General features: G+C 70.8%; 22 protein-coding genes. 9 read left to right on the forward strand and 13 right to left on the reverse strand.

Annotated elements, in window-relative coordinates; all coding sequences use genetic code 11:
• Positions 1–5: 5 nt before the first annotated feature.
• The 7 genes from BLQ91_RS34310 to BLQ91_RS34335 form a co-directional block, all read right to left on the reverse strand.
• Positions 6–1,340 carry a GH1 family beta-glucosidase gene (locus BLQ91_RS34310; protein WP_090103792.1) on the reverse strand — a complete coding sequence of 445 codons (1,335 nt, stop codon included), beginning with the start codon at positions 1,338–1,340 and terminating at the stop codon, positions 6–8.
• Positions 1,333–2,289, reverse strand: coding sequence for an ABC transporter ATP-binding protein (locus tag BLQ91_RS34315; RefSeq protein ID WP_090103794.1), 957 nt, complete (start codon positions 2,287–2,289; stop codon positions 1,333–1,335). Before BLQ91_RS34315 ends, BLQ91_RS34310 begins: the two co-directional genes overlap by 8 nt.
• The gene (locus BLQ91_RS34320; protein WP_090103796.1) at positions 2,286–3,104 is read right to left on the reverse strand and encodes an ABC transporter permease; all 819 of its coding nucleotides are present in this window, start codon (positions 3,102–3,104) and stop codon (positions 2,286–2,288) included. Before BLQ91_RS34320 ends, BLQ91_RS34315 begins: the two co-directional genes overlap by 4 nt.
• Positions 3,105–3,111: 7 nt before the next feature.
• Positions 3,112–4,092: an ABC transporter permease gene (locus tag BLQ91_RS34325; RefSeq protein WP_090103798.1), complete on the reverse strand. Its 981-nt coding sequence runs from the start codon at positions 4,090–4,092 to the stop codon at positions 3,112–3,114.
• Positions 4,089–4,994 carry an ABC transporter ATP-binding protein gene (locus tag BLQ91_RS43885; RefSeq protein ID WP_176960104.1) on the reverse strand — a complete coding sequence of 302 codons (906 nt, stop codon included), beginning with the start codon at positions 4,992–4,994 and terminating at the stop codon, positions 4,089–4,091. Before BLQ91_RS43885 ends, BLQ91_RS34325 begins: the two co-directional genes overlap by 4 nt.
• Positions 4,995–6,638, reverse strand: a complete 1,644-nt coding sequence (locus tag BLQ91_RS41780; protein WP_176960105.1) for an ABC transporter substrate-binding protein — start codon at positions 6,636–6,638, stop codon at positions 4,995–4,997. It abuts the gene before it with no gap.
• 112 nt (positions 6,639–6,750) lie between these two features.
• The gene (locus tag BLQ91_RS34335; RefSeq protein WP_090103800.1) at positions 6,751–7,746 is read right to left on the reverse strand and encodes a LacI family DNA-binding transcriptional regulator; all 996 of its coding nucleotides are present in this window, start codon (positions 7,744–7,746) and stop codon (positions 6,751–6,753) included.
• Positions 7,747–8,009: 263 nt separating this feature from the next.
• Between BLQ91_RS34335 and BLQ91_RS34340 the strand changes: the two genes are divergently transcribed.
• The gene (locus BLQ91_RS34340; protein ID WP_090103802.1) at positions 8,010–8,549 is read left to right on the forward strand and encodes an MOSC domain-containing protein; all 540 of its coding nucleotides are present in this window, start codon (positions 8,010–8,012) and stop codon (positions 8,547–8,549) included.
• Here BLQ91_RS34340 and BLQ91_RS34345 read toward each other — a convergent pair.
• On the reverse strand, positions 8,546–9,328 hold the full coding sequence (locus BLQ91_RS34345) for an alpha/beta fold hydrolase (RefSeq protein ID WP_090103804.1): 783 nt from the start codon (positions 9,326–9,328) through the stop codon (positions 8,546–8,548). The two genes, BLQ91_RS34340 and BLQ91_RS34345, sit on opposite strands and share 4 nt — an antisense overlap.
• Before the next feature lie 239 nt (positions 9,329–9,567).
• On the opposite strand from BLQ91_RS34345, the gene BLQ91_RS34350 reads away from it, so the two are divergent.
• The 3 genes from BLQ91_RS34350 (at position 9,568) to BLQ91_RS34360 (ending at position 12,511) form a co-directional block, all read left to right on the forward strand.
• Positions 9,568–10,464: an anti-sigma factor RsbA family regulatory protein gene (locus BLQ91_RS34350; protein WP_090103806.1), complete on the forward strand. Its 897-nt coding sequence runs from the start codon at positions 9,568–9,570 to the stop codon at positions 10,462–10,464.
• A 61-nt stretch (positions 10,465–10,525) separates the two neighbouring features.
• Positions 10,526–11,824, forward strand: a complete 1,299-nt coding sequence (locus BLQ91_RS34355) for a wax ester/triacylglycerol synthase family O-acyltransferase (protein ID WP_090103808.1) — start codon at positions 10,526–10,528, stop codon at positions 11,822–11,824.
• A gap of 21 nt (positions 11,825–11,845) precedes the next feature.
• The gene (locus BLQ91_RS34360; RefSeq protein WP_090103810.1) at positions 11,846–12,511 is read left to right on the forward strand and encodes an HAD family hydrolase; all 666 of its coding nucleotides are present in this window, start codon (positions 11,846–11,848) and stop codon (positions 12,509–12,511) included.
• A gap of 22 nt (positions 12,512–12,533) precedes the next feature.
• On the opposite strand, the gene BLQ91_RS34365 is transcribed toward BLQ91_RS34360, so the two are convergent.
• The 3 genes from BLQ91_RS34365 to BLQ91_RS34375 all read right to left on the reverse strand — a co-directional run bounded on the left by BLQ91_RS34365 (position 12,534) and on the right by BLQ91_RS34375 (position 15,036).
• Complete coding sequence (locus BLQ91_RS34365; RefSeq protein WP_090103812.1) at positions 12,534–13,847, reverse strand: serine/threonine-protein kinase; 1,314 nt, start codon at positions 13,845–13,847, stop codon at positions 12,534–12,536.
• 164 nt (positions 13,848–14,011) lie between these two features.
• The gene (locus BLQ91_RS34370) at positions 14,012–14,629 is read right to left on the reverse strand and encodes a ScbR family autoregulator-binding transcription factor (protein ID WP_090103814.1); all 618 of its coding nucleotides are present in this window, start codon (positions 14,627–14,629) and stop codon (positions 14,012–14,014) included.
• On the reverse strand, positions 14,629–15,036 hold the full coding sequence (locus BLQ91_RS34375) for a nuclear transport factor 2 family protein (RefSeq protein WP_176960106.1): 408 nt from the start codon (positions 15,034–15,036) through the stop codon (positions 14,629–14,631). The genes BLQ91_RS34370 and BLQ91_RS34375 overlap by 1 nt, the downstream gene beginning before the upstream one ends.
• Before the next feature lie 253 nt (positions 15,037–15,289).
• Between BLQ91_RS34375 and BLQ91_RS34380 the strand changes: the two genes are divergently transcribed.
• Together BLQ91_RS34380 and BLQ91_RS34385 are read left to right on the forward strand one after the other, a co-directional pair.
• A complete protein-coding gene (locus BLQ91_RS34380) occupies positions 15,290–15,616 on the forward strand; it encodes a helix-turn-helix transcriptional regulator (protein WP_090103818.1) in 327 nt (108 codons plus the stop codon).
• A 144-nt stretch (positions 15,617–15,760) separates the two neighbouring features.
• Positions 15,761–16,582, forward strand: a complete 822-nt coding sequence (locus tag BLQ91_RS34385; RefSeq protein WP_090103820.1) for a dioxygenase family protein — start codon at positions 15,761–15,763, stop codon at positions 16,580–16,582.
• On the opposite strand, the gene BLQ91_RS34390 is transcribed toward BLQ91_RS34385, so the two are convergent.
• Entirely contained in the window at positions 16,556–17,827 is a 1,272-nt protein-coding gene (locus tag BLQ91_RS34390) for a PucR family transcriptional regulator (protein WP_090103822.1), read from the reverse strand. The genes BLQ91_RS34385 and BLQ91_RS34390 overlap by 27 nt on opposite strands.
• A 30-nt stretch (positions 17,828–17,857) precedes the next feature.
• Between BLQ91_RS34390 and gabT the strand changes: the two genes are divergently transcribed.
• From gabT to BLQ91_RS34405, 3 genes are read left to right on the forward strand one after another with little or no spacing between them, the layout of a single operon-like run.
• On the forward strand, positions 17,858–19,192 hold the full coding sequence (gene gabT / locus BLQ91_RS34395; protein ID WP_425412570.1) for a 4-aminobutyrate--2-oxoglutarate transaminase: 1,335 nt from the start codon (positions 17,858–17,860) through the stop codon (positions 19,190–19,192).
• Positions 19,087–20,499 carry an aldehyde dehydrogenase family protein gene (locus BLQ91_RS34400; RefSeq protein WP_425412571.1) on the forward strand — a complete coding sequence of 471 codons (1,413 nt, stop codon included), beginning with the start codon at positions 19,087–19,089 and terminating at the stop codon, positions 20,497–20,499. Before gabT ends, BLQ91_RS34400 begins: the two co-directional genes overlap by 106 nt.
• A 45-nt stretch (positions 20,500–20,544) precedes the next feature.
• Positions 20,545–21,498 carry a LacI family DNA-binding transcriptional regulator gene (locus tag BLQ91_RS34405; RefSeq protein ID WP_090103828.1) on the forward strand — a complete coding sequence of 318 codons (954 nt, stop codon included), beginning with the start codon at positions 20,545–20,547 and terminating at the stop codon, positions 21,496–21,498.
• Between the two features lie 474 nt (positions 21,499–21,972).
• Here BLQ91_RS34405 and BLQ91_RS34410 read toward each other — a convergent pair whose 3' ends face one another.
• Positions 21,973–22,458 carry a hypothetical protein gene (locus BLQ91_RS34410; protein ID WP_090103830.1) on the reverse strand — a complete coding sequence of 162 codons (486 nt, stop codon included), beginning with the start codon at positions 22,456–22,458 and terminating at the stop codon, positions 21,973–21,975.
• Between the last annotated feature and the right edge of the window lie 73 nt (positions 22,459–22,531).

The raw sequence follows: 22,531 nt of genomic DNA on the forward strand, positions 1-22,531 counted from the left end.
AGGGACTACGCGCGGGACCGCGTGACCAGGTCGCGGAACCACAGCGCGCTCTGCTTCGGCGTGCGCCGCTGGGTCTCGTAGTCGACGTGGACGATGCCGAACCGCTTGGCGTAGCCGTAGCCCCACTCGAAGTTGTCCATCAGCGACCACGCCAAATAGCCGCGCACGTCCGCACCGGCCCGCACGGCCTCGGCCACGGCCGCGATGTGCGACCGCAGGTACTCGACGCGGTCGGCGTCGGCGACCCGGCCGTCCACGACGTCGAGGTCGTCGAAGGCCGCGCCGTTCTCGGTGATCACCATCGGCACGCCGTAGTCCTCGTGCAGCCGGACCAGCAACGACGTGAAGCCCTCGGGAACGATCTCCCAGCCCATCGCGGTGACCGGACGGCCCTGCGGCACCACCTCGGACACGGCCGGGTCGGCGGTCGCCCTGTGGACGTGCGAGGTGTAGTAGTTCACGCCGAACACGTCCAGCGGCGTCGAGATGACCTCCAGGTCGCCGGGGCGGACCGGGAGCTCGGCACCGCGCTCCGCGATGTCGGCGAGCACGTCCTCCGGATAGCGCCCGTGCACCAGCGGATCCATGTAGACGCGCGTGCCGAGGCCGTCGGCGCGGCGGGCCGCGTCCACGTCGCGCGGGTCGTCCGACGCCGCCGAGTGCGTGCCCATGTTCAGCGTGATGCCCAGGGACTCCACTCCGCGGCCGCGGAGCTCCCGCGCCGCGAGGCCGTGCGCCAGGAGGAGGTGGTGCGTGGCACGCACGGCGTCGCCGAAATCGGTGCGGCCCGGCGCGTGGCGGCCGGTGTCGTAGCCGAGCACCGCCGAGCACCACGGCTCGTTCAGCGTCGTCCACGTCGGCACGCGGTCGCCCAGGGCGTCGTGCACCAGGCCCGCGAACTCGGCGAACCGGTACGCGGTGTCGCGGTGCGGCCAGCCGCCCGCGTCCTCCAGCTCCTGCGGCAGGTCCCAGTGGTAGAGCGTGAGCCACGGGTCGACGCCCCTGGCCAGCAGCTCGTCGACGAGCCGGGAGTAGAAGTCGACGCCCTTCGCGTTCACCGGGCCGCGGCCGCCGGGCTGGATGCGCGGCCACGACACGGAGAAGCGGTACTTGTCGACGCCGAGGCCCGCGATCAGGGCCACGTCGGCGGGCATGCGGTGGTAGTGGTCGCAGGCCACGTCACCGTTCTCACCGTTGGCGACGGCACCCGGACGGCGGGAGAAGGTGTCCCAAATGGACGGTGTCCTGCCGTCCTCGTCGTGCGCGCCCTCGATCTGGTACGCCGAAGTCGCGACGCCCCAGAAGAAGTCCGCCGGCAGGCCCGTGGTGACGTCAGACACGCACGTCCTCCAGCCAGCAGGCCACGCGGCGGCGTTCCTCGACGGACTCCAGGGACGGCATGCGCTCGCCGCAGACGTCCATCGCGGACGGGCAGCGCGGGTGGAACGGGCAGCCCGCCGGCATCGAGCGCAGGTCCGGCGGCGAACCCGGGATGCCCTTCAGCTCGCGGCGAGGCCCGCGCAGCGCCGGGAACGACGACAGCAGGCCCTGGCTGTACGGGTGCTTGGCGGCCCGGTAGATCTCCGAGGCGGGCGCCTCCTCGACCACGCGGCCCCCGTACATGATCGCGATGCGGTCGGAGAACTCGACCAGCAGGGAGATGTCGTGCGTGATGAAGACGATCGAGAACCCGAGCGTCTCGCGCAGCCTCATCATCTGGCCGAGGATCTGCCGCTGCACCACGACGTCGAGCGCGGTGGTGGGCTCGTCCATGATGACGATCTCGGGCTCCAGCGCGAGCGCCATCGCGATCATCACGCGCTGCCGCATGCCGCCGGAGAGCTGGTGCGGGTACGCGCCGAGCCGGTCGGTCGGGATGCCCACCAGCGACAGCAGTTCGCGGGCGCGGGCGGTGCGCTCCGGCCGCTTCATCCGCGGCCGGTGGGTGCGCAGCACGTCGTCGATCTGCGTGCCGACCGAGATCACCGGGTTCAGGGCGTTCATCGCGCCCTGGAAGACGATGGAGATCTCGTTCCAGCGCAGGACCTGCAGTTCTTTCTCGCTCAGCGACAGCAGGTCCCTGCCCTTGAAGAACACCTCGCCCGACGGCACGTGGCCCGGCGGCTGCAGCAGCCGGGTCGCGGCGTAGGCCAGGGTGGACTTGCCGCTGCCGCTCTCCCCCGCGAGGCCGAGGACCTCGCCCTTGTTCAGCGAGAGCGAGACGTTGTGCACGGCGCGCAGCTTGCCGTAGTCCACCGAGAGATCGCGGATCTCCAGCACCGGGCTCATGCGCGCACCTTCCGCAGCCGGGGATTCGCGTACTCGTCGATCCCGAAGTTGATCAGTGCCAGCGCCGTGCCCAGCAACGCGATGCACAGGCCGGCGGGGACGAACCACCACCACGCGCCCAGGCCGAGCGCCTGGTTGCTCTGCGCCCAGAACAGGATCGTTCCCCAGTTCCAGGTGGACAGCGAGATGACGCCGACGAACGACAGCGTGATCTGCAGCATGACCGCGAAGATCACCGTTCCGACGAAGCCGGACGCGATCACCGCCATCAGGTTCGGCAGCACCTCGAACACGATGATGCGCCAGGTCGACTCGCCGGACGCCCGCGCGGCCTCGACGAAGTCCCTGCGCCGCAACGACATCGTCTGGGCTCGCAGCACCCGCGCGCCCCACGCCCACGCGGTCAGCGAGATCACCACCGCGATCAGCACGGTGTCCGCCGACGGCAGCATCGACGCCACGATGATGATCAGCGGCAGCGCCGGGATGACCAGGAAGACGTTGGACAGCATCGACAGGGCCTCGTCGGCCGCGCCGCCGAGGAACCCGGCGGTCACGCCGACCAGGATCGACAGGAAGGTCGCGAGCACACCGCAGACCAGCCCGACGACCATCACGCCCCTGGTGCCGACGAGCACCTGGGAGAAGACGTCCTGCCCGGTCATGGTCGTGCCGAACCAGTGCGCGCCGGAAGGCGGCGACAGCAGGTCGTCGCCCATCGCGGACGGGTCGTACGGCGCGATCCACTCGCCGACCACGGCGATCAGCGTGAAGAAGGCCAGGATGCCCAGGCCCAGCTTGGTCTTGGAGTTCATCGCGGTCTCAGCCCTCCCGCCGGGTGCGCGGGTCCAGCAGCAGGTAGCCGATGTCCGCGAGCAGGTTCGCCACCAGCACGGTCAGTGTGATCACCAGGAACACGCCCTGCATCAACGGGTAGTCCTTCGCTCCGATGCCCTGGAACAGCACGTACCCGAGGCCCGGGTAGGAGAACACCATCTCGACCAGCAGGGCGCCGCCGACGATGAAACCCAGCGACAGCGCGAAACCCGAGATCGACGGCAGCACGGCGTTGCGAGCCGCGTAGGCGAACATGATCCGCTTCCGCGTGAGCCCCTTGGCCCGCGCCACGAGCACGTAGTCCTCGGCCGTCACGGTCACCATCATGTTGCGCATGCCGAGGATCCAGCCGGCCACCGAGCTCACGACGATCGTGACGCCCGGCAGCACCGCGTGCTCCAGGACGCTGCCGATGAACTCCCCGGAGAACTCCGGCACGAGACCGGCCGCGTAGCCGCCGGACGCCGGGAACAGCGGCCACGTCACCGAGAGCAGCGAGATCGCGATCAGCCCGAGCCAGAAGTACGGGATCGACGACAGGAACGTCGTCAACGGGATGAGGTTGTCCATCCACGACCCGCGCTTCCACCCCGCGTAGACGCCCATCAGGGTGCCCAGCAGGAACGCGATGACCGTCGTGACGCCGACCAGGCCGAGCGTCCACGGCAGCGACTGCGAGAGCACGTCGGCGACCGGTGTCGGGAAGAACGTGAACGACAGCCCGAGGTCGCCCTGGAACAGCGCGCCCCAGTAGTCGAGGTACTGCTCCCAGATCGACTTCTGCTCGTCGAGCCCGAACAGCACGTACAGCGAGGCCATCGCGTCGCTGTTCAGGCGGCCGCCGAGCTTGATGATCATCGCCTGCACCGGGTCGCCCGGCAGCAGGCGCGGCAGCAGGAAGTTCACCGTGATGGCCGCCCACAGCGTCACCAGGTAGAACAGCGCACGGCGCAGCAGGAACGTCATGCCGCCGCCTCCACGTACAGCCAGCAGGCCGCCCAGTGCCCGGAGGGGTCGACCTCCGTGCGCGGGGGTGCCTCGGTCCAGCACCGCGACTGCACCTTCGGGCAGCGCGGCGCGAACCGGCAGCCGGCCGAGACCTGGGTGACCTCCTCCGGTGGCGCGTCCAGCGCGACCACCGACCGCTCCGGGTCGGGCGCGGACTCGATCAGCAGCTGCGTGTAGGGGTGGGCCGGCTTCTGCGTCACGGTCTCGCTGTCGCCGCCCTCGACGATCTGCCCGCCGTACATCACGAACGTCTCGTCCGCGAAGTAGCGCGCGGACGCGATGTCGTGCGTGATGTAGAGGACCGCGAGCTTGAGCCGTTCCTTGAGGTCCAGCAACAGGTTCAGCACGCCGAGCCGGATGGAGACGTCCAGCATGGACACCGGCTCGTCGGCGAGCAGCACCTCGGGGTGCGCGGCGAGCGCGCGGGCGATCGCGACGCGCTGCCGCTGGCCGCCCGAGAGCTCGTGCGGGTACCGCGAGGCGAAGTCGGCGGGCAGGTTCACCCGCTCCAGGAGCTGCTCCACCGTCTCCGGCTGCTGGTGGATCTTCAGCGGCCGGGTCAGGTGGTAGCGGATCGTGTGGACCGGGTTGAGCGACGCGAACGGGTCCTGGAACACCATCTGGACCTTGCGCCGGTACTCCCGGACCCTTCGCACCCGTTCGCCGTCGAGCAGGATCTCACCCGAGGTGGGCTCGACCAGTCGCGCCAGCAGCTTCGCCACCGTTGACTTGCCTGATCCCGATTCACCGACGAGGGCGGTCACGCGCCCGCGGCGCAGGACGATGGAGACGTCCTGCACCGCGCGCACGCGCTTGTAGGTCTTGACCAGACCTTTCGCTTCCAGCGCGACCTCGTTCATCTACGATCCCGCGGGCTTCAGCTTCATGACGATCTGCAGGGCGTTGGGCAGCGTGGCCTGCGGCGGACCGTACGGGTCCTCCTCGTTCGGCCAGCCAACCCAGTACTTCGTGCTGTACTCCGCGCCGATCGGGCCGGCGGACGTCGGGATCATCGGCACCTGCTCGACCATGATCTTCTGCAGCACCGCGAGGCTCTTGGCCCGCGCGGCGTCGTCCGCGGCGTTCGCGTACTCCGCCAGCGCCGCGGTGGCCTCCGGGTTGTTGTAGCGGCCGAAGTTCACCGCCGCGGTCTGCCCGATCGGCTTGATCTCCGCCGCGTCCATGATGTTCTGGTACATCTCGTACGGCGTCGCGCCGGTGTTGGTCCAGCGCAGCGAGCCCTGGAACGCGCCGTTCGCGAAGTCGGCGGTCCACGCGTCCGCGGTCTGCGTGCGCACGGTCGCCTCGATGCCGATCTTCTTCAGGTCGCTCTTGATGATGTCGAGCACCGTCAGGTAGTCCGACCAGCCGGACGGGTTGGTGAGCTCGATCGTGACCGGCTTGCCGTCGGGCGCCTTGAGCACGTCGCCCTCCAGCTTGAACCCGGCCACCGCCAGCTTCTGCTTGGCGCCGTCGACGTCGATCTTGAACTTCGCGTCCCCGTACTCCGGCGCGAGGAACGACTCACCGGCGGGCAGCGGCAGGCCGGTCTTCGACTCGAGCTTCGGGAACAGGCGGGCCTCACCGCGCACGAAGATCGCCTCGCGGTCGATCACGTCGCTCATCGCCGCACGCAGCGCGGGGTTGTCGAACGGCGCGATCGTCGTGTTCAGCCACAGGCCGTGGATGCCGAGGCCGGCCGGGAACCAGAGCTTGTGGTGCGCCGGGTCCTTGTCCACGTACAGCTTCTGGTAGTCCGGGATGAAGACGTACGACCACTGGCTCGCCCCCGACGCCAGCGCGGTGGTCTGCGACGTGTTGTCGTTGTACGAGGTGTACTGGATCTCCGGGACCTTGGGCAGCTCCTGCCAGTACTCGGCGCGCCGCGCGATCGTGACGGTCTGCGACGTGAAGGACTTGAGCTGGAACGGGCCGGTGCCGACCGGGTTCGGGTTGGTGTAGGTCGTGGGGTCCCCGACCGTGCTCCAGATGTGCTGCGGGACCACCATCGCGCTGATGACCTTGTTGCGGTTCACGAACTGCGGCGAGGGGAACGTGACCTCGACCTTGCCGTCCGGCGTCGCCGTCGCGGTCTCCACCTTGAGCGAGTCGCGGTTGTTGAGCGCCGGCCACTTCTTGAGGATCTCGTACGAGAAGGCGACGTCGGCGGCCGTGAGCGGCTTGCCGTCGGACCACTTCACGTTCTCCCGGATCGTGAAGGTGACCTTCCGGTAGTTGTCCGACCAGTCCCACTTGGTCGCGAGCCACGGCACCGGCTCCTGGGCCGGGCGCGTGTTGTTCACGAACGCCAGCGGCTCGTAGATCTGGTACCGGTAGCCGAGCGACCCCGCCGCCGACGTGGGCAGGAACGGGTTGTGGTTCTCGGTCAGGGGCCCGTTGGGCATGCCCACGGTCAACACGCCGGACGCCTTGGAGGCGCCGCCGGAGGAGCAACCTGTCGCCGCGAGCGCCAGTGCCAACGCGACGATGATTGTTCTGCGCATGGGGGAATCTCCCGATACGACGGAGCATGAGAGCGCTCTCTCATGCGTACGGCGAACCAGCCGGGCCGTGGTCCGGCCCGGCGGGTTCTTCAGTTGTGGTGGAGCGGGTGGGTCAGGGCGCGGATTCGCGCACGATCAACGAGGTCGGCAGCACCAGCGGGTGGTCGGGCATGGGCTGCCCCTCGAGCGTGGAGAGCAGCATCCGCGCGGCGGCGGCACCCATCTCCTGCAGCGGCTGGCGGATCGTCGTCAGCCGGGGTTCGGTGTGTCCCGCGACCGGGACGTCGTCGAAGCCGACCACGGACACGTCGTCGGGGACGCTCCGGCCGGACTCCCGCAGGGCCCGCAGCACCCCGACCGCCGAGAGGTCGTTCTGCGCGAACACGGCGTCGAACGGGATCCCGCTCGCGACGAGCTTGTCCACGGCGACTTCACCACCTTCCGTGGTGAAGTCGCCGTCGACCACGAGGTCCGGGTGCAGCGTCAGGCCCGCTTCCGCCAGAGCGAGCCGGAACCCGTCCAGCCGCGCCTGGGTGCACCCGAAGTGCGGAGGTCCGGTGACGACGGCGAACCTGCGGCGGCCCGCCGCGACGAGGTGCCGTGCGACGTCCGCGCCTCCCTGCCGGTTCGTCGTCGTCACCGAGGGGAACTCCGGGTGCGAGCCGCGGTCGTCGATCATGACGACCGGCAGGCCCGCGCGGTAGAGCGTGGAGATGTAGTGCAGGGCGTCCGGGGGCTCGACGACCAGCAGGCCGTCGAAGGCGTTGGCGGACACGTGGTTCGCGAACTGGTTCAGCGAGTCGGGGCCGCGGTTCAGCGTGTAGAGCAGCAGGCCGTACCCGTCGGCCTCCAGCGTGTCGACGATGCCCTGCAGCACCTCGCCCATCCACGGCCAGGTGAGCGACGGCGCGAGCATCGCGACGGTCCGGGTGCGTCCCCTCGCCAGGCCGACGGCGCGGGCGCTGGGCACGTACCCGATCTCGTCGATGACCTTGCGCACGCGCTGCGCGGTCGAGGCGTCCACGTCCGGTTTGCCGTTCAGCACACGTGACACGGTCGCTTTGGACACCTGGGCGCGTTGGGCGACCTCTGCGATCGTGACACGCATGCCGAACTTCCTTCCGCCGCCTCCTGGAACCGGTTCCGTAACCGGTTCCGACGAGGTGTGACGGAGTCAACAGCCTGATGTGAACCTCAGTCAAGACTCTTTCCGGATGTTCGTGAGAGCGTTTCCACAACCCGCCTCGTCACCGCAGGTAGAACACCGTCGGACGCCTTGTACCGGGATGTCCCGACCGGCTCTCGTCCCACTGCCCACTGGGCCGAACGGAGCACGTTCCGCGTCTCGGCCGGTCGTGCACAATCGTGGGCATGGGGGTTGTGACGGCGGTCAGCCGCAGCGAGGAGTACACGTTCACCAAGCCCGTGCGCGAGAGCATCACGTTGCTCGCCGGTCTCGGTGTCGAGGGCGACGTCCACCAGGGCGTCACGGTCAAGCACCGGTCGAGGGTGGCCCAGGACCCGACCCAGCCGAACCTGCGCCAGGTGCACCTGATGCACGAGGAACTCTTCGACGAGCTGCGCGGCAAGGGCTTCGCCGTCGAGCCGGGCCAGATCGGCGAGAACATCACCACGCGCGGCGTCGACCTGCTGGGCCTGCCCACCGGAACCCGCCTGCACCTGGGTCCCGAGGCCGTGGTGGAGGTGACCGGCCTGCGCAACCCGTGCGTGCAGATCGACCGGTTCTCCTCCGGCCTGCTCAAGGAGGTCGTGTTCAAGGGCCCGGACGGCGAGCTGGTGCGCCGCGCCGGGATCATGTCGGTCGTGCTCACCGGCGGCGTCGTGCGGCCGGGTGACGAGATCCGGGTCGAGCTCCCGGCGCGACCGCACCGGCCGCTCGAGAAGGTCTAGCGCCGGTTCGGGAGAGCTCGGCTCGTGCTGCGGCACCAAGCCCGGTCGTTGCCGAAGTGGTCGTCGAGGATCACCGAGATCGTCCGCGGTGCCTCGACGACCGCCAGGTGCGCCGCGTCGCCGACCACGTAGAGCTCCGAGTCGGGCAGCTCCTCCGCGGTGTGCCGGACGAGCTCCGTCGGTGTCGCGTGGTCCTGCGCCGCCGCGATCACCACCGTCGGCACGTCGATCTTCGACAGGTCCGGCCGCAGGTCCATGCGCCGCACGGCCTCGGCGCACGCGAGGTACGACGGCAGGTCGACCTCCAGCAGGCCGGCGCGGAAGCGGGCGACGACGTCCGGCGCGCACCCCGGCGTGAACCACCGCTCGACGATCGCGTCCGCGGCGGGCTCCATCCCCCGCGAGCGCAGCAGTGCGATCCGGTCGTCGAGCCGTTTCTTGTCCGGCAGCCACGGGGTCGTGGACACCAGCGCGAGCCGGGAGATGCGGTCGGTGTGCGCGGCAAGCCACATGCCGACCATTCCCCCGAGGGACACACCGCAGTAGTAGACCTGGCGCATTCCCAGGTGGTCCAACAGTTCCACGACGTCGCGGGCCAGGTCCTCGATCTCGCACGGACCGGGCACGGGCGCGCTGCCGCCGTGGCCGCGGTGGTCGAACCGCAGCAGGCGGAACGGCAGCGAGAAGTCGTTCCACAGTTCGGTCGTCGTGCCGAGCGCGTTGCCGAGCACCAGCACCGGCGCGTCCTCCGGCCCGGTCAGCGTGTGGTGCGCGATCACGGCGTCACCTCCTCGCAAGGCCCCGACTCCAGGGCAGTCTGCCTGGGCTTTTCCCCGTCCGCACGACGAGCTCTCCCCGGACGGCACTCCGACGGGCTCGTCCGGCAGCGTGAGATACCCGCCACGGCACCGCGTGACACCTGGACACCCCGCCGACAACCACGGCCGACCCCGCCGAAACACTGTTACGGGTAGCAGAATGGAGGGCTGACGCAGCCGCCGAGCCCGCCGGGAAGCCGATGAACCCCGTTGCCCCGTTCGCGCACGAAGCCCTGTTCTACCGGGACGAGGACGGCTTCCTCACCGGTACGGCCGGATTCGTGGCGGACGGCGTCGAGGCCGGCGAGGCCGTTCTCGTGGCGGTGCCGGAGGTCAGCATCGCTCCCCTGCGCGAACGGCTGGGTGGCGCGGCGGACCTGGTCCACTTCATCGACATGACCGAGGCCGGGCGCAACCCCGGCCGGATCATCCCCGGTGTGCTCATGGCGTTCAGCGCGAGCACGCGACGGCGCTTCCGGATGGTCGGCGAGCCGATCTGGCCCGGCCGCACCGAACTCGAGTACCCGGCGTGCGTGCAGCACGAGGCGTTGATCAACGCGGTGTTCGAGGGCAGGCGGGGCGTCATCCTGTGCCCGTACGACGCGGGGGCGTTGCCCGGCCACGTGCTGGACGACGCGAAGCGCACGCATCCGGTGGTGATCGACGGTGAACGGCGCGTCGCGAGCGAGTGGTACACCGACCCGGCCGGTCTCGCCGACATCTACAACGTGCCGCTGCCCCCGCCACCGCTGGGCGCCGAGGAGCACCCCTTCACCGTTGGCACGCTGGCCCACGTACGCAAGCTCGTCGCCGCGTTCGCGCACACCCTGCGCCGCGAGGAGGTCGAGGACCTGGTGCTCGCCGTGAACGAGCTGGCGACGAACAGCGTCCTGCACGCGTCGGGCCGCGGGATGTTGCGGATGTGGCGCGAGGACGGCACCGTCGTCTGCGAAGTGAGCGACTCCGGAACGGGCTTCCCACCCTCGTTCACCGGCTTGGCCGGTTTCGGGATCGTGATGGTCAACCTGTTGTGTGACCTGGTTCGCACCCACACGAGTCACAGCGGCACCACCGTTCGGGTGTACTTGGGCCGGTAGGGAGTCACCGCCATCTCATCGCAATGCGCGTGTCACGCGGACCTGTTTTCCTTGCACACCTATGGCAGACCACCTCTCCCCCCTCGACATCGCCTTCCTCGCCATGGAGGGTGACGCCAACCCGTTGCACCTCGGTGCGGTCGCGACCTTCGCACCGTCCACTCCGGTGCACCCGGCCCGCATCGCCGCCGTGCTGTGCGAACGCGCGCAGGAGGTCCCCCGCCTGCGCCAACGCGCCCGCACCTCGTTGCTGGGCGGCGCGCGCTGGGTGGAGGACCCCGGTTTCGCGCCCGAGGACCACGTCTTCACGCACCACGTGCGTGGCAGGGAACGGTTCGCCACCTTGGTCTCCCACCTCATGGCGCAGCCGCTCGACCTCGCGCGCCCGCCGTGGGAGCTGCACGTCATCACCGGACTGGCGGCGGGCCGGTTCGCCGTCGTCGCGAAGCTGCACCACTCGCTGTGCGACGGCATGAAGGCCGTTGGCCTGGGGCTGCGGCTCTTCGACGCCTCCCGGTTGTCCATTCCGGACGCTCCGGAGGCTGCCGCGAAGTCGATCATCCCCTCGCTGCCGTCGCTGCGCGGCATCAGGGACACGCTCGACATAGCGTCCTCGGTGCTGATGAACACCCGCCCGCCGACGCTGAACTCGCCGGTGCTCACCGCGTCCACCCGTCCACGCCGCGTGGTGATGTCGCGTTTGGACCTTTCGGACGTGCACCGGATCCGGCGCGCGCACGGCGGCACGGTGAACGACGTGCTGCTCGCTCTCGTCACGGGTGCGTTGCGCCACTGGCTTTCCGCGCACGACAGCGCCGGACCGGACTCGGTCGTGCGGGCGCTGATCCCGGTCAACCAGCGCTCACGTTCCGGTGACGGCGCGTCGGGCAACCAGATCTCCGGCTTCCTCGTGTCCCTGCCCGTCGGCACCGCCGACCCGGTGCAACGGCTGCGCGACATCCGCGCGCAGATGGAATCGGCCAAGGCCGCCGGGTCCGACCGGGGTGCGGGCGCGCTGCCGCTGCTCGCCGACAGGATGCCGGCCCTGGTGCACCGCCTGGCCGCGCCGGTGATGGGCCGCTGCGCTCCCCTGCTGTTCGACACGCTGGTCACGTCGGTGCCGCTGCCGTCCGTCCCGCTCGCCCTGGACGGCGCGGACCTGTGCGAGATGTACCCGGTGGCGCCCGTCGCGCCCGGTCACGCGGTGGGCGTCGCGCTGTCGGTCTACCGGTCGTCCGTGCACGTCTGCCTGAACACCAACCAGTCGTGGATGTCGGACGCGCAGTGGCTCGACGGTGTGCTGCGCCGGGAGCTGGCGTCGTTGCACCAGGCCCGCGCGCTGGTGGGTTTGCCCAGGTAGGTCCCCGGGCACACCTGGCCCATGAGCAACACCCTGGTCCTCGACGTGGACGGCACGCTGGTCGACACCAACTACCACCACACGGTGGCGTGGCTGCGGGCGTTCCGCGGCGTCGACATCACCGTGCCCGCGTGGCGGGTGCACCGCGCGATCGGCATGGGCGGCGACAAGCTGGTGGCGGCTGTGGCGGGCGACAACGTCGAACGCGACCACGGCGACACCCTGCGCGAGGCGTGGGAACGGCACTTCGACGAGATGATCGACGAGATCCAGCCGGTCGAGGGTGCCCACCGCCTGGTCCGCGCGGCGGCCGACCTGGGCCTCTCCGTCGTGCTCGCCAGCTCGGGCAAGCGCAAGCACGTCGAGCACTACCTGAAGCTGATCGACCCCGGCGACGTCGCCTGGACCACGTCCGACGACGTCGAGGACAGCAAGCCGGCGCCCGACCTGATCCAGGTGGCGCTGCGCGAGGTGGAGGGCGAGCGCGCCGTCGTCGTCGGCGACTCGGTGTGGGACTGCGAGGCCGCCGCACGGGTGGGGCTGCCGTCCATCGGGCTGCTGACCGGCGGGTTCGGCGAGAAAGAACTGGTCGACCGCGGCGCTTCCGCGGTGTACGCCGACCTGGACACGCTGCGGGCGGAGCTGTCCGACCTGCCCTTCGCCGCCGTCGAGGACCCGAACGCCTGAGCCGTCCGGAGACGAGCCGTCGTCAGGTGCGGGGGCCGGTCGACGGGCGCGGCAGCTCCGACGGCTTGCCCGTGCCCTTCTCCTTCTCCCTGCTGGTCCTGGCCGCCGTGTTCTGCGGCGGCTCGGCGGCGGTGCCCTCCGGAGGGGCCGCGCTGGGCGGTGCCACCGCCGTCGTCGTCAGCTCGGCTCCTGGTTGCGGCGCGCCGGGCGCGGTGGAAGACCCGTCGGTGGAGGACCCGTCGGTGGAGGACCCGTCTGGGGAGGACCCGTCCGACGAGTGCACGACGGTCACCGTCGACGGCGTCACCGTCACCACGCGGGTCTGGGTGTCCGGCGCGACCGGACGGTCGGCCGCCGGGGCCTCCGAGCCGCCGCCACCGAGGTTCGCGACCGCCACGGCCACCGCCGTCACCGCGACCGCGGCCGCCGCGGTGATCGCGAGGCGCTTGCCCCTGCGCGGCTTCGGCACCTCCGGGTCGGGTGCGACCTCCGCGTCCGGCAGCAATGCGGGCAGTCCGCGGCTCGCCTCGTGCGCGGCGCTCAGCGACCGCTCGCACTGGGCGGCCGTCGGGCGGCGCTCCGGGTCGGAGTCCGTCATCGCGGACAGCAGCGACACCCAGGCCAGCGGCAGGTCGACGGGGATCCGCGGCGCGCGGGCCAGCCGGGCCAGTGCCGCCTCGGCGTCGCCGCCGGGGTACTCGGTCCGCCCGGTCAGGCACTCCAGCAGCACCAGGCCGAGCGAGTAGACGTCCGCGGGCGGACCCACGTCGCCGCCGCGCACCTGCTCCGGCGACAGGTAGCCGGCGGTGCCGACGAGGATGCCGGACGTCGTCACCCGCGTCACCTCGGCCACCAGCGCGAGGCCGAAGTCCGCGAGGTAGGCCTGCTTCTCCTCGTCGTCGATCAGGATGTTGGACGGCTTGATGTCGCGGTGCACGACGCCCAGGCCGTGCACGTGGTCGAGCACCGACGCGATCTGACCGCCGATCCGCGCCACGAACCGGGGCGGCAGCGGTTCGCGCATGCGCTGGCGCAGGGTGCCGCCGGTGATCTCGCGCATCACGAAGTACGGGCGGCGCGACACGCTGCCGGACGCGTACACCGGGATGATGCCGGGGCAGTCGAGCGAGGCCAGCATCGAGGCCTCGCGCTGCAGGCGCAGCTCGTCGTCGGGCAGGCCGGGACCGGTGAAGACCTTGATGGCCACCGAGGACGTCGTCGATCTGTCGTACGCGCGGTAGACCTCGGCCATCCCACCGGATCCGAGGAGTGTGCCGACCACGAACCGGTCGTCGATCACCGCGCCGGTCAGGTCGCCGTCCCAGGCTGCGCTCATGGGCCTCCGCTCGTCGCGCTGCAACCTAACCCGTCGCGCGGACCTCCGGCTACCCGGCCCCGCCCGAAGATCACCACGGCCAGACCGGCTTCGACGCCGCTCGCGGTGGCCTCGCGGAAGCCGGCCCGGTTCCGCCCCGGAGCCCGACCGCGTCGAGACACCGGTCACTCGAAGCTCAGCTTCTCCCGGACGGCCTCGGTCACGAGGCAGCCGGACGTGGCCCGCCACACCCGGCCGAGCCGCACGCGCAGGTCGGTGCCGCCGCTCAGCGCCTGCGCCACGAACTGCAGCCCGAGCAGCTCCGCCACGACCTGCTCGGCGGCGTGCCGCAGGTTCACCTCCGGCCGGAGCTCGCCGCGGTCCCGGGCGAGCGTGAGCAGGTCCCGCACCACGGTGACCCAGCCGATCACCTGCGCGGCCGCCACGACGTCGAAGAACACCGCCTCCCGCAACAGCTTCGCGCTCACCCGCACGGTGAGGTCGGTCTCCAGCCGGCGGACGAACTCGAACGACATGGTGATCAACGCCTGCACCGGCGACGCCTCGACCTCGAGCACCTCGTCGCGCAACCGGTGCCAGAGCAGGGACTGCTCCTCGATGATCGCGACGCCGAGTGCCTCCTTCGAGCGGAAGTGGCAGTACAGCGCGCCTTTCGACACGTCGGCCCGTGCGCACACAGCGGTGAGGCTGGAACCGGCGAAGCCCTCGCGGTCGAACACCTCCGCCGCGGCCTGCAGCAGCCGCGCCCGCGTGTGCGTGGCCCTTTCCCGTTTCGCGCTCATCACCCCACCCGCGCCACACCGGTCGACACGGCCACGGCCAGGGTGTCCGGCAGGTGCCAGTACTGCTCGATCTCGCCGAGGTGCACCGAGAGCACCGAGGTGAAGCGCGTCTCCACCGGGTCGCCGGTGGAGCGCAGCCGCCAGCGCGCGGAGCCGATCACCGCCGCGTCTCCCCCGTCCACCACCACCTGGCGCGCCGACAGCTGGTCCAGGGAGTACGTGGAGAACAGGGTCAGGAACCAGGCCTCGACCTCCCGGCGGGTGCGGGTGCCCGCCGTCCACCGCGTCCCCGCCGGTTCCGGGGACTCCCACTCGACCGAGGGGGCGCACAACCGCGCGATGCCGGATGCGTCCTGCGCCGCGAGCCGCGCGAGGAACACCTGCACGACTTCGACCGTCGAAAACATTTTCCTCACCTTCTGCTCCGGGCATTGCTGCGGCAACGAGCCCGGGATGATCACAGTAGCGAGACTGCCGAAAAGCGAGCACCAGCGCCCCATTGGCCCAGTTGTTTTTCCTCCGAACATCCGATCAAGTGTTTCCATAGTTATCTGAACTTTCAACGACCGCCGGTATCACCGCAATGCACGGACCGGAGCCCGCGAGTTTGGTGCAGGGTGGAAGCCACACCCCGTCATCTCAGCGAAACGGAGCAGAACCGTGCTCAAGGCAGTCCAGCGAGCCCGCGAGCACCAGGACACGCCACCGATCACCGCCTTGATTCCCCAGGCAAGGCGCGAACAGGGGCTTACGCAGCGCGAACTCGCCGACCTGTTGTGCGAGATCTCACAGAACGACAGCGTCACCCGTGAAGAAGTGTCGAGGTGGGAACGCGGAAAACGCATTCCCGGCCCCTACTGGCGTGCCTGGATCAGCGCGGCACTGCACGTGCCGCACGCCGAAGTCGACCGGGCCGCGGTCGTGGAGCGCGAATACCGCCGCGCCAAGTCGGGCGACCGCGCCGACGACCGGGTGAATACTTGGTGATAGTCGGCGGGCCGCTGTGAGAAATGTCCCCGAATCGCGCGGAACGCGGTCGTGGACCACAGCGCGGGAGCGCTTGCCATGCCGCCAGGCAGAAGACAGCTCCTCCACAGGCGCCTCACAGGAACCGGCCGGACCCTGGTCCGCATGACGGACATCCACGACCGCGGTCTCCAGTACGACCTCGCCACGCTGCTCGGGCGCCGGCGGGCGTTGTCGCTGCTCGGCGGCGCAGGCCTCACGCTCGTGGCCTGCGCCCCGCCGACCACCGCGAACTCCCCCGCCGCGAACTCCCCCGCCACGACCTTCTCGGCAGGCACCACGTCGTCCGCGGCGGGCACACCTCTGGAGACCGTTCCCGAGGAGACCGCCGGGCCGTTCCCCGGTGACGGGTCCAACGGCCCGAACGCCCTGACGCAGAGCGGCATCGTGCGCTCGGACATCAGGTCGAGCTTCGGCTCCTCGACCCGCACGGCCGAGGGCGTGCGGCTCACCGTCGACCTGACCGTGCAGAGGCCCGGCGGCGAGCCGTTCCAGGGCGCCGCCGTCTACCTGTGGCACTGCGACATCAACGGCGACTACTCGATGTACTCGGACCGCGTGCGGGACGAGAACTTCCTGCGCGGGGTCCAGGAGGCCGACGCGTCCGGGAAGCTCCGCTTCGTCAGCGTCTTCCCGGGCGCGTACTCCGGGCGCTGGCCGCACGTCCACTTCGAGGTCTACCCGAGCCTCGCCGAGGCGACCCGGGCCGGCGACAAGATCACGACGTCGCAGCTCGCGTTGCCCGAGACCACGTGCAAGGAGGTCTACGGCACGACCGGGTACACGCAGAGCGTGCGGAACATGGCGCGGACTTCGTTGCGGCAGGACACGGTGTTCCGTGACGGCACCGACCACCAGATGGCGACGATGTCGGGTGGCGTCACGTCCGGCTACACCGCCTCACTGACCTTCGCGGTGCAGGGCTAGCCACAGCTCCGCGCGCACACCCGGTGAGCCGAGCGAGCGCCCGAGGGCCTGCTCGGCCCGGCGGATCCGGTTGCGCAGCGTGTGGCGGTGGATCTCCAGCTCCGCCGCCGCGGGGTCCCAGGAACCGTGGTGCGCCAGCCAGATCCGCACCGTCTCGCGGGTCTGGGCGTCGAGCGGCCGCAGCAGCGCCTGCGCGAACCCCTCCGGCACCGGGAGGCGACCGGCGAGGTCCTCGAACGTCCGCACCCCCGCCTTCCGCGCCTGCCGGGCCTCCCGGTAGCCGCGGGCGACGCTCCGGACGTCCACTTCGGACGACGCGACGCCGTCGAAGTCCTGTGCCAGGACGACGACCCGGCCGTCGTGCTCGGCCCAGAAGCCGCTGTCGGGTGGTTCTTCCGCGAGGAACACCCGGAAGCGCTCGGGCAGTCCGTCGACGGGGATCCCGTTGAGCAGCAACAGGAACTGGTTCGACCTCAGCTCCCGGTGCGCGGCGTCGACGGCGTCGTTGCGGGCGAGGGCCAGGGTCAGCAGCGAGGCGGCGGTGTTGACGACGCTCAGGTCGGCGGCGTCGAGCGGGTCCCGCGTGCCGACCGCGAGCACGCCCCTCGCCCTGCTCCCCAGCGCTTGCAGGAACACGTGCCGGCCACCCGTCTCGAACGCGGCGCTGGCGAGGCCACCCGCCGTCCGGAGCCGGGCGAGTCCGGCCGACAGGTCGGGGACCTGGCGCGAGTTGTGCTCGTGCACGGGCAGTCCCGCCGCGTCGAGCAGGACGACCCAGCCGTCGACCCACTGGCCGAGCCGGCGCACGACCCCGGCCACGCCCGTCCTCACCGCGGCACGGGTGAGCGCCCGCTGGGCCTCGCTCGTCCTCGTCAGCGCGGCGTACTCGTCCGCGGCGAGCGCCTTCGACACCGCCTTGCTGATCGCGATGAACGGCACCTCGCGCGGCACCTCTACCAGCCCGAGCCCGGCCTGTCCGGCGGCGGCGACCAGCGCGGGGGGCACCGAGTCGTGCCCGAGCCCGGTGCCGAAGCCCAGTCCCACCACCCCGGCGCCGACGAGCCGCCGCACGTAGTCGTCGCCGACGGTGGAGAGTCCCGTCGTCAGCAGCAGCTCACCGCCCTCCAGGAACGGCGTGGGGTCGGCGAGCTCGGTGCCGTGCACCCACCCGACCGGCTTCGACACGTCCCCGGCCAGCACCGGCAGCGCCAGCGTCCGCGCCAGGTCCCGCAGCGTGATGGGCATGTGCCAGTTTGTACAACCTCAGGTAGGCCGATGGCCATTTCAGGCACTGCGCGCCCGGCCGGTCGGGACCATGCTGGGCACATGACCCGATTGCGCACCGCGATCCCCGGCCCGAAGTCGCTGGAGCTCCAGGCACGGCGCAGGGATGCCGTCGCCGCCGGGGTGGGTTCGACCCTGCCCGTCTACGTCGACTCCGCCGACGACGGCCTGCTGGTCGACGTCGACGGCAACCAGCTCATCGACCTCGGCTCCGGCATCGCCGTCACGAACGCCGGCAACCCGGCGCCCGCCGTCGCCGAGGCGGTGCACGCGCAGATCGACAGGTTCAGCCACACCTGCTTCATGGTCACGCCGTACGAGAGCTACCTCGAGGTGTGCGAGGCGCTCAACGAGCTCACGCCGGGCGAGCACGAGAAGCGGTCGGTGCTGTTCAACTCCGGCGCCGAGGCGGTGGAGAACGCGGTCAAGATCGCCCGGCACGTCACCGGCAGGCAGGCCGTCGTCGTGTTCGACCACGGCTACCACGGCCGCACGAACCTCACAATGGCGTTGACCGCCAAGAACATGCCGTACAAGCACCGGTTCGGGCCGTTCGCGCCCGAGGTGTACCGGGTGCCGGCCTCCTACCCGCTGCACGACGGCCTGACCGGCGCCGAGGCCGCCCGGCGGGCGATCTCCGCGATCGAGAAGCAGGTCGGCGCGGACGACACCGCCGCCGTCGTGATCGAGCCGATCCAGGGCGAGGGCGGGTTCGTCGAGCCGGCGCCGGGTTTCCTGCCGGCCCTCGCGCAATGGTGCCGTGAGCACGGCGTCCTGTTCGTCGCCGACGAGATCCAGACCGGCTTCTGCCGCACCGGCTCGTGGTTCGCGCTCGACCACGAGGGCGTGGTGCCGGACCTCGTCACCACCGCCAAGGGCATCGCGGGCGGCCTGCCGCTCGCCGCCGTCACGGGTCGCGCCGAGGTCATGGACGCCGTGCACGTCGGCGGCCTCGGCGGCACCTACGGCGGCAACCCGGTCGCGTGCGCGGCGGCACTCGGCGCGATCCGCACGATGCGCGAGCGCGACCTCAACGCCGCCGCGCGCCGCATCGAGGAGACCGTGCTCGGCCGGCTCAGGGTCGTCGCCGCGAAGACGGACGCGATCGCGGAGGTCCGCGGCCGTGGCGCGATGATCGCGGTCGAGTTCACCGAACGCACGCCCGACGTCGCCGCTCGCGTCGCCAAGGCGTGCCATGAACGGGGTGTCGTCGTGCTGACGTGCGGCACCTACGGCAACGTGATCCGCTTGCTGCCCCCGCTGGTCATCCCGGACGACCTGCTCGCCGAAGGACTCGACGTTCTCGAAGGAGCCCTGCTCGCATGATCGCTTTCCACACCCCCGCGGACGTCGAGGACGCCGTCGCCGCGGCGGCGGCCGTCGCTCCCGAGCTGGCCGCACTGCCCGCGCACCGCCGCGCGTCCGCACTGGACCACGTCTCCCGGCGCCTGGCCGAGCGCGCCGAGGAGTTCGCCCGGGCCATCAACGACGACTCCGGCAAGCCGATGAAGTGGGCGCGCGTCGAGGTGACCCGCGCGATCTCCACGTTCCGCTGGGCCGCCGAGGAGGCCCGCCGGTTCTCCGGCGAGCTGCAACGCCTCGACACCGATCCGGCCGCCGAGGGCCGCCTCGCGCTGGTCCGCCGCGTACCGCGCGGGCCGGTGCTGGGCATCGCGCCGTTCAACTTCCCGCTGAACCTGGTGGCGCACAAGGTCGCCCCCGCACTGGCCGCCGGCGCGCCGATCGTGCTGAAGCCCGCGCCCGCCACGCCGAAGGTGGCGTTCCTGCTCGGCGACCTGCTGGCCGAGACCGACCTGCCGCGAGGTGCCTTCTCGATCCTGCACCTGTCCAACGAGGACACCGCCGCGCTGGTCGAGGACCCGCGCCTGCCGGTGGTCTCGTTCACCGGTTCCGGCCCGGTCGGCTGGGGCATCAAGGACCGCGTGCCGCGCAAGCACGTGACGCTGGAGCTCGGGGGCAACGCGGCCGCGATCGTCGCCCCGGACTGGCAGGACGTCGAGTTCGCGGCGCAACGCATCGCCACCTTCGCGATGTACCAGGCCGGTCAGTCGTGCATCTCGGTGCAGCGCGTCTACGTGCACACCGACGTGTACGACGCGATTTCGGAGGCAGTGGTGCGGCACGTGGGCAAGCTGGACGTGGCGGGCGACGTCGGCCCGCTGATCAACGACGCCGCCGCCGACCGCGTCGAGACCTGGGTCTCCGAGGCCGGCGCGACCGTCCTGACCGGCGGCACCCGGGACGGCCGCACCTACGCGCCGACCGTGCTGACCGACGTGCCCGAGGACTCGAAGGTCAACGCCGAGGAGGTGTTCGGGCCGGTGGTGACGCTGACCAGGGTGGACACCGTCGAGGAGGCGTTCGACCGCGTCAACGCCTCGCGGTACGGCCTGCAGGCGGGCGTGTTCACCACGGACGTGCGGCTGGCTTTCCGCGCCGCGCAACGACTCCAGGTCGGTGGCGTGGTCGTCGGCGACGTGCCGAGCTACCGCGCGGACCAGATGCCCTACGGCGGGGTGAAGGAGTCCGGCATCGGCCGCGAGGGCCTGCGCGCGGCGATGGAGGACCTCACCGAACCCCGCGTCCTGGTGCTGACCGGCCTGGAACTGTGACCCGAGGACCCGGGTCTTCCCGACCTAGGCTGCCATGATCTGCGGGTGGCCGTCACGATCAGGGATGTCGCTCGCCAGGCTCAGGTCTCCGTCTCGACGGTCTCGCGCGCGCTGAGCGCGCCGGGCCTGGTCAAGGACGCCACCCGGCAACGGGTGCTGGACGTCGCCGCCGGGCTCGGCTACCGGCCGAACCGGGCGGCGCGCAGCCTCATCACCGGCCGCACCGGCAACCTCGGCATCGTGGTGCCCGACCTCACCAACCCGTTCTTCCCCTCCGTGCTGCGAGGGGTGCAGACGCGGGCGGGCGAGGCGGGCGCCTCGGTGTTCTTCTGCGACAGCAGGGAGGACCCCGCGACCGAGGCCGAGCTCGTGCGGACGATGGCGGCGCAGGTCGACGGCGTGGTGCTGTGCGCGTCGCTGCTCTGCGAGGAGATGATCGTCGAGCTCACGGCCCTGACGCCGCTGGTGCTCATCAACCGGGTCGTGCCCGGCGTCTCGTCGGTGCTGATGGACAGCGCCTCCGGCACGGACCAGGTCGTGGCACATCTGGAGTCGTTGGGCCACAGGCACTTCGCCTACCTCGGCGGCCCGGCGGCGGCGTGGTCGAACGACCGCAGGCTGCAGGGCCTGGCCGGTCGTGCCGAGGTCCTCGGCTGCTTCGACCCGAACTTCGGTGGTGGCCACGAGGCGGCCGGGCGGGCTCTCGAGACCGGCGCGACGGCGTTTATCGCGTACAACGACCTCATGGCGCTGGGTGTGCTGAGCTTCCTGGCGGCGCGCGGCGTCCAGGTGCCGGAGCAGATCAGCGTGCCCGGCTTCGACGACATCCTCTACGCGGCGATGTGCTCACCGGCGCTGACAACCGTCCACATGCCGACCGAGGACGCGGGCGAGGTGGCGGTGGACCTCCTCGCCGCCCTGCTCGACGGCGGCCCCGTGGAACGCCGGGATCTTCCGACGAACCTCGTGGTCCGCGCGAGCACCGCGGCACCGATCTGACGCCGGGCACGGGAACCGGGACACAGGAGCCGGGGCAGGGGATCCTGGGCACGGGATCCTGGAACGCCTCCCGGCAACGCATTCCTCGTCGCGAGAAACAACGGGCACACCCAGGCCGCGAGGAAATCTCTTCGGGTGACTCCCCTCGCGCGGCCGGCGAGTGGCTTCTAGTCGTACCCGCGGACGTGGCCGTCCTCGTCCGCGAGAATGTCGTACCCGTCCATCATGCGCTCCTTCCGTTGGTGTCCGACCTCACAAACCGTAGAGCGTCGGACGCGTCCTGTGGAGTGAATTCGCACCGCCACCGGGGTAGTCGACGCTACGCGGACGCAGTGACGGAGATGTGTCCTGACCGTGTCAGCCCTGCACTGTTCGAGTGCTGAACTAGTCACGAGATCGATTCCGAATGTAATCGTCCCAGAATCGAGGACGATTCAACGGTCAATCAAGCGCCTATCACGACAGCGTTGGCCATCATCGTGACCCGGCGGTCTCCGTCACCGCGCGCACCGCCGCCACGACCGCCGAGAACGGCGGCAGGAACGGTTTCCCGGACGGCACGTCCCCGAGCCAGCGCACCCCGCCCCCGTCGATGCGGGACGGCGGCAGCGGCACCAGGGTTCCCAGCCGGTGGGTCAGGGCACCGCGGGCCCGCAGCCGGATCAGGTTGACCTGGGAGGCCTCGTCCGCCGACTCGGTGAGGACGAGCCACCGCCCCGAGGCGCCGGGCAGCGCCACCACAGGGCCGCCGAGCATCCGCACGGACAGGTAGTGCCGCACCTCCTCGCCGATCCCGGCCGCCATCTCCACGGCGGACACGGAATGGTCGGTCGTCAGCAGCAACCGGTTCTCCGAACGCAGGACGAGCCAGTCCCAGCTCGAACAGCGCTCGACGGCGGCGGCGAACGTGTCGAGCTGCGGCAGAACTCCGGACGGCAGGACTCCCTCAGGCGAGCTCATCGATCTCACCCTCACTTCGCTCAGTGCGGTGTAACTCCGGTCACACGATTTGACTCCCCGCCGCCATGAACTC

It is taken from the genome of Lentzea jiangxiensis (genome assembly GCF_900104175.1).
Classification (GTDB): domain Bacteria; phylum Actinomycetota; class Actinomycetes; order Mycobacteriales; family Pseudonocardiaceae; genus Lentzea; species Lentzea jiangxiensis.